Origin of the sequence: Pseudomonas sp. DWRC2-2, from assembly GCF_049897885.1 — a bacterium.
Classification (GTDB): domain Bacteria; phylum Pseudomonadota; class Gammaproteobacteria; order Pseudomonadales; family Pseudomonadaceae; genus Aquipseudomonas; species Aquipseudomonas azotoformans_A.
Genome location: NZ_JAFCXD010000002.1, coordinates 1,108,527 through 1,121,446, shown reverse-complemented (window position 1 = coordinate 1,121,446; position 12,920 = coordinate 1,108,527). Strand labels below are relative to the sequence as shown.

The window sequence follows — 12,920 nt, the reverse complement described above, 5'->3', positions numbered from 1 at the left end:
GGGTCTCCATCAGGTCACCACTTGGTACTGGAAGCGATCCGAACGGCTGGTGGACTGCGCCAGCTCCACCGGGCGGCCGTCGCGATCGCGGGAAAGGGTGAATACGGTGAGGGCCGGCAAGTGCCGAGGCATCATCAGCAGCGCGGCTTCATCACGGTTGGGCAAACGCGCACCGATCAGGCTTTGGGTGCGCGTCAGCGGCAGGTCGCGTTCGCGCAGGTACTGACGCAGCGAACCGCCGGTGTAGTCGGCCAGCAGCAGCGCTCGGCTGGCGCAATAGCGATGGCGAATCAGGCTGACGGGCTGGTGGTCGAGCTTGCGCAGGGTCTGCAGCTCGATCATCGGCGCCATTTCGGCAATGCCCAGGTGCTGCGCCTCATCGCGGCTGGCGTAGCAGTAACGGCGCTTGAGCAGCACCGCTTCCACGCCCACGCCTTGGGCCGACAGCGACTGGCTGTAGGAGGTCTCGGCGCCCATCGGGTAGATCAACGGGCGATCAAGTACCTGGGTGCCCTTGCCCTGGCGGCGCAACAGGCTGCCTTCGAATACCAGCTCGTCGATGGCGCGGCGCAGCGTGTGGCGGTTGACGCCAAAACGCTCGGCCATGTGCACCTCGCCGGGCAGGAAGTCGCCGGCGCTGTAGCTGCTCAATTCACGGCGCAGGATATCCGCGAGTTCGCGGTACACCGGCTCATCTTGTCTAGACAACTGCATGCTTAAAAAAAGCGCCGCGCGGGCACCCCTCCGACGTCAGATGAACTGCTTGCGCAGGCGTTGGGACAACACGTCGATCAAACTCACCACCACGATGATCACCAGCAGCACCGCGCAGGTTTGTACAAACTGAAAGGCGCGGATGTTTTCCCAGAGGATCACGCCGATCCCGCCCGCGCCGACCATGCCGACCACCGTGGCCGAGCGCACATTGGCTTCGAAGCGGTACAGCGCGTAGCTCACCCACAGCGGCATCACCTGGGGGATCACGCCGTAGATCACTTCCTGCAAGGCACTCGCGCCAGTCGCACGCACGCCTTCCACCGGGCCTGGGTCGATGGCTTCGACGGCTTCGGCAAACAGCTTGGCGAGGACGCCGGTGGTGCTGATCCACAGGGCCAAAACGCCAGCAAAAGGACCGAGGCCGACGGCGACCACGAACAGCATGGCGAACACCATTTCATTGATGGAACGGAAGGCGTCCATCACCCGGCGCAGCGGTTGGTGGATCCACCAAGGGGTGATGTTGTCGGCGCAGAGAATGCCCAGCGGCACCGAGCAGACGATGGCCAACACCGTGCCCCAGAGGGCGATTTGCACGGTGACGATCATCTCCTTGAGGTAGGAGCGCCACTCGTGGAAGTCCGGCGGGAAGAAGTCGGCCGCGAAGGTCGCCATGTTTCCGGAGTCACGGTACAGCGCCAGCGGGTTCATCTCGGCGCCGTGCCAGGCCCAGGCCAGCAGGACCAGGAACAGGCCCCAGCCGAGGTATTGCGGCCAGGTGCGTTTACCGACGGCTTCAGCGTGCAAGGTTGTCATGGTTGTCCTCGATCTAAATGTGGGAGCTGGCTTGCCTGCGATGGCGGTCTGTCAGTCACAAATGTGCTAGCTGATACACCGCTATCGCAGGCAAGCCAGCTCCCACAGGGGAGTTAGCCGTTGGCTGCGGTTTTTTTGTCGAGCTCGGAGATGCGCTGCTGCAATTTCGCCAAGTCAGCATCGATATCGGCGAGTTTCTTGGCCTTGTCGGCGGCCTCAAGCTTGTCGTCCGCACTGATCGTGGTGCGCTGCTTGAACAGCTCCAGCTGACGGATCGGCAACAGTTGGTCGTCGCTGGAGGCGAGGAACTTGCCCAGTTGCATGTTCTTCAGCACGGCCTTCTCCTCATCGGTGTCACCGTAGTGGGCGAAGAAGTCGCGGATCTTGGTTTTCTCGCTGTCGCTCAGGGCCTTGCTCCACACCATCGGGTCGGCCGGGATCAGCGGCGATTTCCAGATCACCTTGAGCATGGCGGCCTTGTCCGGCTGGGTGACTTCCAGGCGCTCCCAGCTTTCGGTGTTGAAGGTGGCGACGTCCAACTGCCCTTTGGCAACGCTCAGCGCGTTGACTTCATGGCTGGAGTTCAACGTGCGCTTGAACGCGGTGGCGGCGTCCACATGGTTCTTGGCAAATACGTAGTAACCCGGCACCAGGTAGCCCGAGGTGGAGTTCGGGTCACCGTTGCCAAAGGTCAGGTTCTTGGCGTTCTTGAGCATGTCTTCAACGTTGTTGATCGGGCTGTCCTTGCGCACGATCAGCACGCTCCAGTAACCCGCGGCACCGTTGGCGGCGGCGGTCTGGGCGAAGATCTCGCCGTTGGAGCGGTCCACCGCTTCCATCGCGGCCTTGTTGCCGAGCCAGGCCACGTCGACCTTGTTGAAGCGCATGCCCTGGATCAGGCCGGCGTAGTCGGAGGCGAAGGTGGCGTTGATGGTCAGGCCGGTCTTCTTGTGCATGTCATCCAGGAACGGCTGCCAGATGCTCTTGAGGTTCTGCGAGGATTCGGTGGACATGATGCCGAAGTTGATCGCCTTGTCGGCGGCATGGGCATTGCCCAACGCCACACTGGCCAGCAACACCGCGGACAGAAAAACGTGACCGATACGGTTCAACATGGAAAGGATTCCTGTGGCTCGTGAGTAGGGTTTCAAGCGCGCGCCAGGGCCAGCCGAGGGGTGATGGAGGTTTGGCGGGACTGGTCGGAAAACATCAGGCTGGTGTCGACGTCGGCACCGTACAAATCATTGAGGAAGTGGCTGCTCATCTCGCTGCCCTGGCCGTCGAAATAAATACGGCCACCTTTGAGGGCCACGGCACGCGGGCAATAACGCATGGCGTAATCGACTTGATGCAGGGTCACCACCACGGTCTTGCCGTCGCGGCGGTTGATGTCGGCGAGGATCTCCATGACCTTGCGTGCCGACTCCGGGTCCAGCGAAGCGATAGGCTCATCGGCCAGGATCACCTCGGCGCGCTGGGTCAATGCACGGGCAATCGCCACGCGCTGCTGCTGGCCCCCGGACAAGGTCGAAGCCCGTTGCGCGGCCAAATCGGCCAGGCCAACGCGCGCCAGGGACTCCAGGGCAAACGCCTTCTCTTCAGCATTGAACAAGCCGAGGTTGCCGCGCCAGCGCGGCATGCGGCCCAGGCAACCGAGCAGCACGTTGTCGAGCACGCTCAGGCGGTTGACCAGGTTGAACTGCTGGAAGATGTAGCCGATGTCTGCGCGCAGCCGCCGCACCTTGCCATTCAAGCGCCCACTGGCCTGCACTTCCCGGCCCAGCACCTTGACGCTGCCGCCGTTGCTCTTGTCGCAACAGGCCAGCCCCGCCAAGTGGCGCAACAAGGTGGACTTGCCAGAACCGGAAGCGCCAATCAGCGCGACCATCTCACCTGGGGCAATGGTGAGTTCGAGGTCGACCAACGCGGATTTCTTCGCAAAGGTCTTGTTCAAGTGATCGACATGGATAGCGTGATTCATGGGCTTCTCTGTCTTGTTTGAACAGCCAGGGGATGGCTGCGATTGAGTTCAAACGACAGTAGGCGCGGGAGGTGTCAGTGCTATTACTTGCACATGACTGGAGGGGGTCGGTTGGATGAAGGTTTTGTGAAAGGTTGGACTTGGCTGAAACTCGGATCAACCCTGTGGCGAGCAGGCTTGCCACAACATATGCGATTTTTCCTACCTTCCCTTTCGGTTGCGGTTGCTATAACGCACCGTTAGCGTCTCGCAATCGCTGCTCGCTGGAATCGGCAACTGTAAGTGCGTACGACTGTGCCGAACACTTGGATGGCTCGGGCCGCAAGCAGGTGTTGGCGGTGGTGCAGATGATTGAGATTGCTCAGTTGTGGGTGAATACGGCGCTGGAGCGGGAGTGCCCCGTGAACTGATGCATTTCGTTGACCGCTCCCACTTAGAGCCTGGGCGCGATCAGCATGGCCGGCGCATTCTGGACAGAAAAATGTTTGGTTAAGGTTTGATGCAAGGTTTTGATGGCAGTGGAGACAGCCTCTGCTTCAATCTGTTTGAAGCGCTCAATATCTATGCGCGACGTAGGCTAAAGCTTAAGATATGTAGGGAGTTTAGCTAGTTTATGAAAATCGCATAACATTGATAACTTCGGTATATCCATGAACCCTATTACGAATCCCTACTCCCCCGGAGCAGGCACACCACCGCCCGAGCTTGCAGGAAGAGGTGAGCTACGAGAGCGTGTGCGGATAGGTATAGCCCGCTTGCGAACAGGTCGTCCGGCAAAAAGCGTGTTGATGGTCGGACCCCGAGGGGTTGGAAAAACCGTATTACTGGATCAGATGCGTCTGGATGCAGAAGGTGAAGGTGTACATACCATACGTATTGAAGCCCCGGAGAATCGATCCCTTCCGGCTTTACTCGCCCCGCAGTTGCGTTTGGCCCTTCTCCGACTGAGCCGCCTGGACGCGGCAAAGGATCTGGCCCGCCGTGGCTTGCGCGCGCTGGCAGGCTTTGCCGGCTCACTGAAAGTTATCTAGGCCGATATTGAGGTGGGACTGGATCTCGAACCTGAGGCGGGTCTAGCGGATAACGGCGATCTGGAGGCTGATCTTTCCGCACTGCTTGAGCAAGCAGGCCTGGCAGCCAAGTCAGTTGGCTCCGCACTGGTGATTTTTATCGACGAAATGCAATACGTCGAAGAGTCGCAATTCTCTGCACTCATCTCTGCTTTGCACCGCTGCGCCCAGTCACGCCTGCCTGTCACCGTAGTGGGAGCGGGTCTTCCTCAGCTGCGAGGTCGAGCGGGCAACGCAAAATCATATGCCGAAAGGTTGTTTGACTACCCGGAAATCGGGCCTCTATCTGAGGCTGAGGCAACACTCGCCATCGTCAAACCAGCTGAAGACGAAGGCGTGGCATACGATCCTGAAGCTGTTGAAATCATCGTCAGCAGAACCCGGGGTTATCCGTATTTCCTCCAAGAGTGGGGCAATCACGCATGGGATGTCGCGGGGGAAAGCCCTATCACGATTACCAACGTGGAACTCGCCTCCGGCGAGGCCGTAGCGGCGCTCGATGAGAGCTTCTTTCGGGTACGCTTTGATCGTCTCACTCCTGCGGAGAAGAAGTACCTACGAGCAATGGCAGAGCTCGGACCCGGACCGCATCGATCCGGAGATATTGCTGATCGACTGGGTCGCCGGGTTCAGGCGCTGGGGCCCATCCGCAATAGCCTGATTGCGAAAGGAATGATCTGGAGCCCGAATCACGGGGACACGGCATTTACAGTTCCTCTTTTCGATGAGTTTATGAAACGAATCATGCCGGGAGATGAGTCGGATATGCCTAACTGACTAACACTGAGCAACGCTCCCACAGATGATCTTTGAGATTGGAGAGCGTGTTTCACAGGCATGAAAAAGGCGACCCGAAGGTCGCCTTTTTTCATTGCGCGTACTGCTTGCTCAACCCCGGCGGCACGCCTTGCACGTCGGTCTCTTCCCACGGCCCGTTCGGGCTGATCGAACGGCTCCAGCCGTTGCTCCAGCGGTAATACGTGCGCTGGCGGTAGAAGGTGTCGGGCTGTTCGTCCAGCACATACACCTGCATCTTGCCGTCCCAGTGGCTCACGGCGCCCGGGGGTGGGGCGAAGGTCGCGGATTTGGTGGGCACTGGCTTCGGCGCTGGCGTCACAGGGCCCGAGGGTTTGGTGCTTGGCTGGGTCGACGGGCCTGACGGTGGGATGGTCGGGCCGGTCGGCGCGGGAGGTGGGCGGTGGACCGCACAAGCGCTCAGGCCGAGTACCAGGCTGAGCAAGGTGATGCGTGCAAATGCGGTCATGGGCGTTTCCTCGATTTACTTGTCCGGACTGTCGATGGTCAGCTGCTGCAAGGCAGTCGTGCTGCTGGCCAAGGGTTGGCTGCGGCCGATCCACTCGCCAGCTGTCGGAACACCAGCCCGGGATATGCGCGCAACCAGTTGGACTTCGGGGAAGTTCGACAGTTTCAACTGCGGCATCATTGCGTCGGCATCGCCCAATTCGACGGTGATCGGCAGTTCGGCAACCGTGACGCGTTTGGCCGCCAATGGCGCCGGTGGGCCGGAGACCGCACGAGCAAAGATGAATACGCTGTCAGTGGGCAGGGCTTTGGCCTTCACGTCGGCGCTCAGATCTACCCGAACCTTCATCGCGTTTTTTTGAGGGGCGACGGTGACGCCGCTTTCTTTCAGCTTCTCAGCAGCGCGATCAATGCCCCCTTGCAGCGCTGCGCGGGAGTTGTCTTCCGGCGGCAGTTGAGCCAGCAGACGGTTCCAGTAGTCAATCGCCTCCTGATAACGCTGACCTTCAAAGGCCGCGATACCCAACAGGCCAAGGCTGGTGACTTCCTTCGGATCCAGCTGCAAGGCTTCATCGGTCAGCGCCTGAACCTTGGGCGACCACTGTTTGTTGTCGGCAAAGTACTGCGCCTGGGCCCACTGGCCGAGCAGTTCCGGCTGGCGCCCGGCCAGGGCCACGGTGCGTTCGAAGACCTTGGCCGCATCGGCGGAACGGTCCTGGGCCATGTAGGCACGGCCGAGGAAATACAGGCCTTCCGGCGAATCCGGTTGGGCGGCGGCAGCGCGCTCCAGGCGGTGGGTCATGTCTTCCATGGACACCGGCGGCTGGGAGAACTCGCGGGTCAGTTCGACCTTGTCGCTGGCCCCGTAATGCAGGTACAGCGCAACGCCCAGGACAGGCACCAGAAACGCCGCCAAAAAGGGCAATGGCTTGCCCAGACGCGATTCACGCGGTTTTTCCACGCCTTCGGTGTCGGCCAGCAATTCGCGCGCAGCTTCAGCGCGGCCGGTGTCGAGTTGGGCTGCGTTGAGCACGCCTTCGTCCTGCTGCACTTGCAGCTCGGCCACACGTTCTTGGTAGAGCGCCACGTTCAGCGCGGTGCGATCCTCTTCACGCTGGGCGCGGCGGCCGCGCAGTACAGGGATCAGCAGGAAACTCAGGGCAATCAGAAGCAGCAAGCCGGCTGCGAGCCAGAAATCAATCATCAGTCTTGGTGTCCAGCAATTGGTCGAGGCGTTTACGCTCATCAGGGGACAGCGCGTCGGAGCCGTCAGTCGGCGCGACGCGACGGCGGCGCACGATCACGGCCATGACGACGACGCCGGCCAACAACAGCCCGGCAGGGCCGAACCAGAGCAGCGCGGTCTTGCCGGTGAGGGCCGGTTTGTAGCGCACGAAATCACCGTAGCGATCGACCATGAAGTCGATGATCTGCTGGTTGTCCTTGCCCTCCCCCAGCATGCGGAAGATCTCTTTGCGCAGGTCGGCGGCGATGGGTGCGTTGGAGTCGGCAATGTCCTGGTTCTGGCACTTGGGGCAGCGCAGTTCCTTGGTCAGTTCACGAAAGCGTTCGCGGTCACCGTCCTTGGCGAATTCGTAGGTGTCGATGGCGGCATGGGCCACGCCGACCAGTCCAAGCGCCAGGACCGCAGCGGCTAACAGACGCTTCATGGCTTGGCCTCATCGACCAGCGCCTGGTACTTGGCGGCCAGTTGCTCGCGCCAGACCACTTCGTCGATCACGCCGACGTACTTGTCGCGGATCACGCCCTTGGCGTCGATGAAGAAGGTTTCCGGGGCGCCATAGACGCCGAGGTTCAGGCCGAGGTTGCCGTCTTCATCGCGGATATCCAGCTGGTACGGGTTGTGGAACTCGGCCAGCCACTTCAAGGCCGCCGCATTGTCGTCCTTGTAGTTGATGCCGTAGATCACCACGCCTTTCTCGGCCAGCTTGTTCAGCACCGGGTGTTCAACGCGGCAGGAGATGCACCAGGTGCCCCACACGTTGACCAGCGCCGGTTTGCCCAGCAGGTCGGCCTGGGTCAGGGTTTTGTCGCCCTGCACAGTCGGCAGCGAAAACGCCGGGAACGGCTTGCCGATCATCGCCGAGGGCAGCTCGGCCGGGTCCAGGTACAACCCGCGATACAAGAACACCGCAACCACCAGAAACATCGCCAGCGGTACAACCATCAACCAACGCTTCATGCCGCCGCTCCTTGCAGGCCCAGTGCTTCACGCACCCGACTCTTGACCTTGACCCGATAACGGCGGTCCAGCGCGGCCAGCAAACCACCGAAACCGGTGAGCAGGCCGCCGAACCAGATCCAGCGTACGAACGGTTTGACGTGCACGCGCACGGCCCAGGCGCCGTCGCCCAAGGGTTCGCCCAACGCCACATACAGGTCGCGGGTGAAACCGGCGTCGATGCCGGCCTCGGTCATCATCGAACTCTGCACGGTGTACAGGCGTTTTTCCGGGTGCAGCACGGCGATTTCCCTGCCGTTGCGCACGACACGAACGGTGCCTTTGTCTGACGTGAAGTTCGGACCTTCGAAGTGCTTGGCACCCTCGAAGATGAAGTGGTAACCGGCCAGGTCCATGGACTCACCCGGCGCCAGGCGCAGGTCGCGCTCGGCGCTGTTCTGGCTGGACAACACCACGCCCAGGGCGCACACGGCGATGCCAATGTGGGCGATCTGCATGCCCCAATAGCTGCGGGTCAGGCTGGGCAGGCCTTTGATCAGGCCTTTGTGGCGGGTCTTGTCGACGATGTCACGCACGCCGGCCAGCAATACCCAGGCGGCGAGCAGGAAGGTCGCGAGCACCGCCCAGTTGAAATCGCCGTAGGCAAACCCGGCGATCACCGCCAAGGCCACGCTGCCCAACAGCACCGGCATCAGCATGCCCGCCAGCCATTTAACCGGGGTGTCTTTCCAGCGCACCAGCACGCCGACCGCCATCACCACCATCAACAAGCCCATCAATGGAATGAACAACGCGTTGAAGTACGGCGGGCCGACGGACAGCTTGGCGCCGCTCAGGGCATCCAGCACCAAGGGGTAAAGCGTGCCGAGCAGAATCATCGACGCCGCCACCACCAACACCAGGTTGTTGCCCAGCAACAGGGTTTCCCGCGACCACAGGTTGAAGCCGACCTGGCTCTTGACCACTGGCGCGCGCAGGGCGAACAACGTCAGGGACCCGCCGACCACAAACAGCAGGAAGATCAGGATGAACACGCCGCGCTCCGGGTCGGAGGCGAACGCATGCACGGAGGTCAACACGCCGGAACGCACCAGGAAAGTGCCGAGCAGGCTTAGAGAAAATGCCGCGATGGCCAGCAACACCGTCCAGCTTTTGAACACGCCGCGCTTTTCGGTGACGGCCAGCGAGTGAATCAGCGCCGTGCCCACCAGCCAAGGCATGAAGGAGGCGTTTTCCACCGGGTCCCAGAACCACCAGCCGCCCCAGCCGAGTTCGTAATACGCCCACCACGACCCCAAGGTGATACCAATCCCGAGGAAAGCCCAGGCGACGATGGTCCACGGCCGCGACCAGCGCGCCCAGGCCGCATCGAGGCGCCCACCGAGCAAGGCGGCGATGGCGAAAGCAAAGGCCACGGAGAAACCCACGTAACCCATGTAGAGCATCGGTGGGTGCACGATCAGGCCGATGTCTTGCAGCAATGGGTTGAGGTCATGCCCGTTTGTAGGAATCTGCGGCAGGATGCGGCTGAACGGGTTGGAGGTCATGATCAGGAACAGGAGGAAACCGATACTGATCATGCCCATCACCGCCAGCACCCGCGCCAGCATGACTTGCGGCAGTTGGCGCGAGAACACCGACACGGCGAAGGTCCAGCCGCCGAGAATCAGCGCCCACAGCAGCAGCGAACCTTCGTGGGCGCCCCACACGGCGCTGAACTTGTAGTACCAGGGCAAAGCGGTGTTGGAGTTATTGGCGACATAGGCGACGGAAAAGTCGTCGGTCATGAAGGCGTAGGTCAGGCAACCAAAGGCGAACAGCAAAAAGGCAAACTGGCCCCAGGCGGCCGGCTGCGCCAGGCTCATCCACAGGCGGTCGCCACGCCAGGCGCCGAGCAACGGCACCACGGCCTGGACGACGGCAAAACACAGGGCGAGGATCATCGCCAACTGGCCCAGCTCCGGAATAAACAGTGCGGACGTCATCACTTAGCCCTCCTTCGCTGGCGTTGGCGCGGATTGGCCGCTGTCTTTCAGGGCCTTGGTGACTTCCGGCGGCATGTATTTTTCATCGTGCTTGGCCAGCACTTCATCGGCGACCACCACGCCGTCGGCGTTGAGCTTGCCCAGGGCGACGATGCCCTGGCCTTCGCGGAACAAGTCCGGGAGGATACCGCGGTAGGTGATGGTCACGGCTTTGTTGAAGTCGGTGACTATGAACGTCACGTCCAGGGAGTCACCGGAACGCTTCAGCGAGCCCTGCTCCACCATGCCGCCGGCGCGAATCCGCGTATCGACAGGGGCTTCGCCATTGGCGATCTGGGTCGGGGTGTAGAACAGGTTGATGTTCTGCTGCAGGGCACTCAAGGCCAGGGCCACGGCAATGCCGACGCCGGCCAGTATGGCAAGGATGATCAACAGACGCTTTCTACGCAGCGGATTCACTTTTCGGTCTCCCGGCGCAGACGACGCGCCTCTTGTTGCAGGTAACGCTTGCGGGCCAGGATCGGCGCGGCGACGTTGAGGGCCAGCACCGCCAGGCAGATGCCATAGGCCGTCCAGACGTACAGGCCGTGATGGCCCATGGCGAGAAACTCGCTGAAAGAAGCAAAACTCATGCGCGCGCTCCCAGGCTGTTTTGCACTTCGGCCTTGACCCAGCTGGCGCGGGCTTCACGCTTGAGCACTTCAAGGCGCATGCGCATCAGCAGCACCGCGCCGAAGAAACAGTAGAACCCCAACACCATCAGCAGCAGCGGCGCCCACATTTCCACGGGCATTGCCGGTTTTTCGGTGAGGGTGAAGGTGGCGCCCTGGTGCAGGGTGTTCCACCACTCCACCGAGTATTTGATGATCGGGATGTTGATCACGCCAACAATCGCCAGCACCGCACAGGCCTTGGCGGCACTGTCACGATTGCTGATCGCGTTGCCCAGGGCAATCAGACCGAAGTACAGGAACAGCAGGATCAGCATCGACGTTAGTCGCGCATCCCACACCCACCACGAACCCCAGGTGGGTTTGCCCCAGATTGCGCCGGTGACCAGCGCCACGGCGGTCATCCACGCGCCAATGGGCGCGGCGCATTGCAGGGCCACGTCCGCGAGTTTCATTTTCCACACCAGGCCGACGATGCCACACACGGCCAGCATCACGTAGCAGGACTGGGCCAGCATCGCGGCGGGCACGTGGATATAGATGATGCGAAAGCTGTTGCCTTGCTGGTAGTCCGGCGGCGCGAAGGCCAGGCCCCAGACCAGGCCGATGCCGATCAGCAATACGGCAGCGATGCTCAACCACGGCAGCAGCTTGCCGCTGATGCCATAGAACCATTTGGGCGAGCCGAGCTTGTGAAACCAGGTCCAGTTCATTGCTGTTTCCATCACGGTAGCTTTTCGTCGTTGCGAAAAGCTTAGGGTCTTTACTGGTTAAGACAACGCTTAACCAGACCTCATTATTCGCCGACGCTGATCTTCAGGCCGGCCGCTATAGCAAAGGGTGTCAGGGTTACCGCCAGGGCGGTCAGGCTACCAAGCCACAGGAGGTAACCGGTCGCCGGCATGCCCATGAGCGCGGCCTGCAAAGCACCGCTGCCCAGGATCAACACCGGGATATACAAAGGCAGAATCAACAGGGCCAGTAAGAGGCCGCCCCGCTTCAAACCCACGGTCAACGCTGCGCCCACCGCCCCCAACAGGCTGAGCACCGGCGTACCGAGCAACAAGGACAGGAGCAACACCGGCAGGCATTCGACGGGCAAGCCCAGCATCATCGCCAGCAGCGGCGAGAGCAAGACTAGCGCCAAGCCGGAAAAAGCCCAGTGTGCCAGTACCTTGGCCAGTACCAGAAGTGGCAGGGGGTGCGACGAAAGGACCCACTGTTCCAGGGAACCGTCTTCGAAATCACTGCGAAACAGCCCATCCAGCGAGAGCAGGACCGATAAAAGCGCGGCCACCCACACCAGTCCTGGGGACAAGGTTTGCAACAGTTTAGTCTCGGGGCCGACTGCCAACGGGAACAACGCAATGACAATCGCGAAGAACACCAGCGGGTTGGCCAATTCCGCCGGGCGACGGCAGAGCAAGCGCGCTTCACGGGCGACCAACAGGGCGAATACGCTCATGCCGACCACCGCCCCAGGTCAAGATCACGGTAGCCGGCGGGCATGCGCGTCAGGGTGTGGTGGGTCGTGAGGATGACCAGACCGCCCTGCTCACAATGCTGGGCCAGGTGTTCTTCCAGCTGGGCGACGCCTTGTTTGTCGAGGGCGGTGAAGGGCTCGTCGAGAATCCACAGCGGCGGGCCCGGCAGATACAAACGCGCCAAGGCCACGCGGCGCTGCTGGCCGGCGGACAAGGTGTGGCAGGGAACGTCTTCAAAGCCCTTGAGGCCGACGGCGGCCAGGGCCTGCCAGATCGCATCATGGGACGCGGGATGATGCAAGGCGCTGAGCCAGCTGAGGTTCTCTTCGGCGGTGAGCACGTCCTTGATGCCGGCGGCGTGGCCGATCCAGATCAGGTTGCGCGCCAGTTCGGTACGTTGTTCGTTGAGGGCCTTGCCGTTCAGGCGAACTTCCCCAGCCGTCGGCTGCATCAACCCGGCCAACAGGCGCAGCAAACTGGTCTTGCCGCTGCCGTTGGGGCCGCTGACCTGCACCATGTCGCCGCCCGTCAGCCGCAGTTCGAGGTGCTCGAACAGCAGGCGCAGGTCGCGTTCACAGGAGAGCGCTACGGCTTCAAGAAGAGGGCTGGTCAAAAGATCGCGGGCCTTTACGGTTCAAGTCGGCGGTGCAGCGGCCGTTAAAGAGAAATGCACAATAACGGCTTTGGCGACCGATTTTAGAGAGCTGGATCAAATAGTTGTGAGGTTTTT

General features: G+C 61.5%; 17 protein-coding genes. 3 read left to right on the top strand and 14 right to left on the bottom strand.

All coding sequences use genetic code 11. From position 1 onward, the window contains the following. Window positions 1-9: 9 nt before the first annotated feature. From phnF to phnC, 4 genes are all read right to left on the bottom strand, one after another. Complete coding sequence (gene phnF / locus ACP7EW_RS13860; RefSeq protein ID WP_426217651.1) at window positions 10-714, bottom strand: phosphonate metabolism transcriptional regulator PhnF; 705 nt, start codon at window positions 712-714, stop codon at window positions 10-12. Window positions 715-750: 36 nt separating this feature from the next. After that, window positions 751-1,533 carry a phosphonate ABC transporter, permease protein PhnE gene (gene phnE, locus ACP7EW_RS13855; RefSeq protein WP_016978496.1) on the bottom strand — a complete coding sequence of 261 codons (783 nt, stop codon included), beginning with the start codon at window positions 1,531-1,533 and terminating at the stop codon, window positions 751-753. Between the two features lie 113 nt (window positions 1,534-1,646). Beyond that, window positions 1,647-2,648 carry a phosphonate ABC transporter substrate-binding protein gene (gene phnD, locus ACP7EW_RS13850; RefSeq protein ID WP_426217648.1) on the bottom strand — a complete coding sequence of 334 codons (1,002 nt, stop codon included), beginning with the start codon at window positions 2,646-2,648 and terminating at the stop codon, window positions 1,647-1,649. A 32-nt stretch (window positions 2,649-2,680) separates the two neighbouring features. Continuing rightward, entirely contained in the window at window positions 2,681-3,514 is an 834-nt protein-coding gene (gene phnC / locus ACP7EW_RS13845; protein ID WP_426217646.1) for a phosphonate ABC transporter ATP-binding protein, read from the bottom strand. A 164-nt stretch (window positions 3,515-3,678) separates the two neighbouring features. Here phnC and ACP7EW_RS13840 point away from each other — a divergent pair, with 164 nt between their 5' ends. From ACP7EW_RS13840 to ACP7EW_RS13830, 3 genes are all read left to right on the top strand, one after another. After that, window positions 3,679-3,924: a DUF6124 family protein gene (locus ACP7EW_RS13840; RefSeq protein WP_426218066.1), complete on the top strand. Its 246-nt coding sequence runs from the start codon at window positions 3,679-3,681 to the stop codon at window positions 3,922-3,924. A 240-nt stretch (window positions 3,925-4,164) separates the two neighbouring features. Further along, window positions 4,165-4,545: an ATP-binding protein gene (locus ACP7EW_RS13835; RefSeq protein ID WP_426217644.1), complete on the top strand. Its 381-nt coding sequence runs from the start codon at window positions 4,165-4,167 to the stop codon at window positions 4,543-4,545. A gap of 12 nt (window positions 4,546-4,557) precedes the next feature. Further along, the gene (locus tag ACP7EW_RS13830) at window positions 4,558-5,361 is read left to right on the top strand and encodes an ATP-binding protein (RefSeq protein ID WP_426217642.1); all 804 of its coding nucleotides are present in this window, start codon (window positions 4,558-4,560) and stop codon (window positions 5,359-5,361) included. 91 nt (window positions 5,362-5,452) lie between these two features. Here the strand turns inward: ACP7EW_RS13830 and ACP7EW_RS13825 are convergent, their stop codons facing one another. The 10 genes from ACP7EW_RS13825 to ccmA all read right to left on the bottom strand — a co-directional run bounded on the left by ACP7EW_RS13825 (window position 5,453) and on the right by ccmA (window position 12,803). Beyond that, the gene (locus tag ACP7EW_RS13825) at window positions 5,453-5,848 is read right to left on the bottom strand and encodes a hypothetical protein (RefSeq protein WP_095015295.1); all 396 of its coding nucleotides are present in this window, start codon (window positions 5,846-5,848) and stop codon (window positions 5,453-5,455) included. A 15-nt stretch (window positions 5,849-5,863) separates the two neighbouring features. Continuing rightward, complete coding sequence (gene ccmI, locus ACP7EW_RS13820) at window positions 5,864-7,051, bottom strand: c-type cytochrome biogenesis protein CcmI (protein WP_426217640.1); 1,188 nt, start codon at window positions 7,049-7,051, stop codon at window positions 5,864-5,866. After that, window positions 7,044-7,517, bottom strand: a complete 474-nt coding sequence (locus ACP7EW_RS13815; protein ID WP_426217638.1) for a cytochrome c-type biogenesis protein — start codon at window positions 7,515-7,517, stop codon at window positions 7,044-7,046. The genes ccmI and ACP7EW_RS13815 overlap by 8 nt, the downstream gene beginning before the upstream one ends. Then, entirely contained in the window at window positions 7,514-8,050 is a 537-nt protein-coding gene (locus ACP7EW_RS13810) for a DsbE family thiol:disulfide interchange protein (protein ID WP_016978490.1), read from the bottom strand. The genes ACP7EW_RS13815 and ACP7EW_RS13810 overlap by 4 nt, the downstream gene beginning before the upstream one ends. Then, window positions 8,047-10,035: a heme lyase CcmF/NrfE family subunit gene (locus tag ACP7EW_RS13805; RefSeq protein WP_033901406.1), complete on the bottom strand. Its 1,989-nt coding sequence runs from the start codon at window positions 10,033-10,035 to the stop codon at window positions 8,047-8,049. Before ACP7EW_RS13805 ends, ACP7EW_RS13810 begins: the two co-directional genes overlap by 4 nt. 3 nt (window positions 10,036-10,038) lie before the next feature. Beyond that, the gene (gene ccmE / locus ACP7EW_RS13800) at window positions 10,039-10,494 is read right to left on the bottom strand and encodes a cytochrome c maturation protein CcmE (RefSeq protein ID WP_426217636.1); all 456 of its coding nucleotides are present in this window, start codon (window positions 10,492-10,494) and stop codon (window positions 10,039-10,041) included. Then, the gene (ccmD, locus tag ACP7EW_RS13795) at window positions 10,491-10,667 is read right to left on the bottom strand and encodes a heme exporter protein CcmD (protein WP_061435869.1); all 177 of its coding nucleotides are present in this window, start codon (window positions 10,665-10,667) and stop codon (window positions 10,491-10,493) included. Before ccmD ends, ccmE begins: the two co-directional genes overlap by 4 nt. Beyond that, window positions 10,664-11,419 (bottom strand): heme ABC transporter permease, encoded by a 756-nt coding sequence (locus ACP7EW_RS13790; protein WP_314531555.1) that lies wholly within the window; start codon window positions 11,417-11,419, stop codon window positions 10,664-10,666. Before ACP7EW_RS13790 ends, ccmD begins: the two co-directional genes overlap by 4 nt. An 83-nt stretch (window positions 11,420-11,502) precedes the next feature. Then, on the bottom strand, window positions 11,503-12,171 hold the full coding sequence (gene ccmB / locus ACP7EW_RS13785) for a heme exporter protein CcmB (RefSeq protein WP_003189951.1): 669 nt from the start codon (window positions 12,169-12,171) through the stop codon (window positions 11,503-11,505). Beyond that, window positions 12,168-12,803 (bottom strand): cytochrome c biogenesis heme-transporting ATPase CcmA, encoded by a 636-nt coding sequence (ccmA, locus tag ACP7EW_RS13780; RefSeq protein WP_426217634.1) that lies wholly within the window; start codon window positions 12,801-12,803, stop codon window positions 12,168-12,170. The genes ccmB and ccmA overlap by 4 nt, the downstream gene beginning before the upstream one ends. Between the last annotated feature and the right edge of the window lie 117 nt (window positions 12,804-12,920).

What these genes read in the sequence shown, in the direction of transcription:
- ACP7EW_RS13815 (WP_426217638.1), bottom strand. Translation starts at nt 7,517, where the DNA reads ATGAAGCGTCTGTTAGCCGCTGCGGTCCTGGCGCTTGGACTGGTCGGC.
- phnD (WP_426217648.1), bottom strand. Translation starts at nt 2,648, where the DNA reads ATGTTGAACCGTATCGGTCACGTTTTTCTGTCCGCGGTGTTGCTGGCC.
- ccmB (WP_003189951.1), bottom strand. Translation starts at nt 12,171, where the DNA reads ATGAGCGTATTCGCCCTGTTGGTCGCCCGTGAAGCGCGCTTGCTCTGC.
- ACP7EW_RS13835 (WP_426217644.1), top strand. Translation starts at nt 4,165, where the DNA reads ATGAACCCTATTACGAATCCCTACTCCCCCGGAGCAGGCACACCACCG.
- phnE (WP_016978496.1), bottom strand. Translation starts at nt 1,533, where the DNA reads ATGACAACCTTGCACGCTGAAGCCGTCGGTAAACGCACCTGGCCGCAA.
- phnC (WP_426217646.1), bottom strand. Translation starts at nt 3,514, where the DNA reads ATGAATCACGCTATCCATGTCGATCACTTGAACAAGACCTTTGCGAAG.
- ACP7EW_RS13810 (WP_016978490.1), bottom strand. Translation starts at nt 8,050, where the DNA reads ATGAAGCGTTGGTTGATGGTTGTACCGCTGGCGATGTTTCTGGTGGTT.
- ccmI (WP_426217640.1), bottom strand. Translation starts at nt 7,051, where the DNA reads ATGATTGATTTCTGGCTCGCAGCCGGCTTGCTGCTTCTGATTGCCCTG.
- ccmD (WP_061435869.1), bottom strand. Translation starts at nt 10,667, where the DNA reads ATGAGTTTTGCTTCTTTCAGCGAGTTTCTCGCCATGGGCCATCACGGC.
- phnF (WP_426217651.1), bottom strand. Translation starts at nt 714, where the DNA reads ATGCAGTTGTCTAGACAAGATGAGCCGGTGTACCGCGAACTCGCGGAT.
- ACP7EW_RS13825 (WP_095015295.1), bottom strand. Translation starts at nt 5,848, where the DNA reads ATGACCGCATTTGCACGCATCACCTTGCTCAGCCTGGTACTCGGCCTG.
- ACP7EW_RS13790 (WP_314531555.1), bottom strand. Translation starts at nt 11,419, where the DNA reads ATGAACTGGACCTGGTTTCACAAGCTCGGCTCGCCCAAATGGTTCTAT.
- ACP7EW_RS13805 (WP_033901406.1), bottom strand. Translation starts at nt 10,035, where the DNA reads ATGACGTCCGCACTGTTTATTCCGGAGCTGGGCCAGTTGGCGATGATC.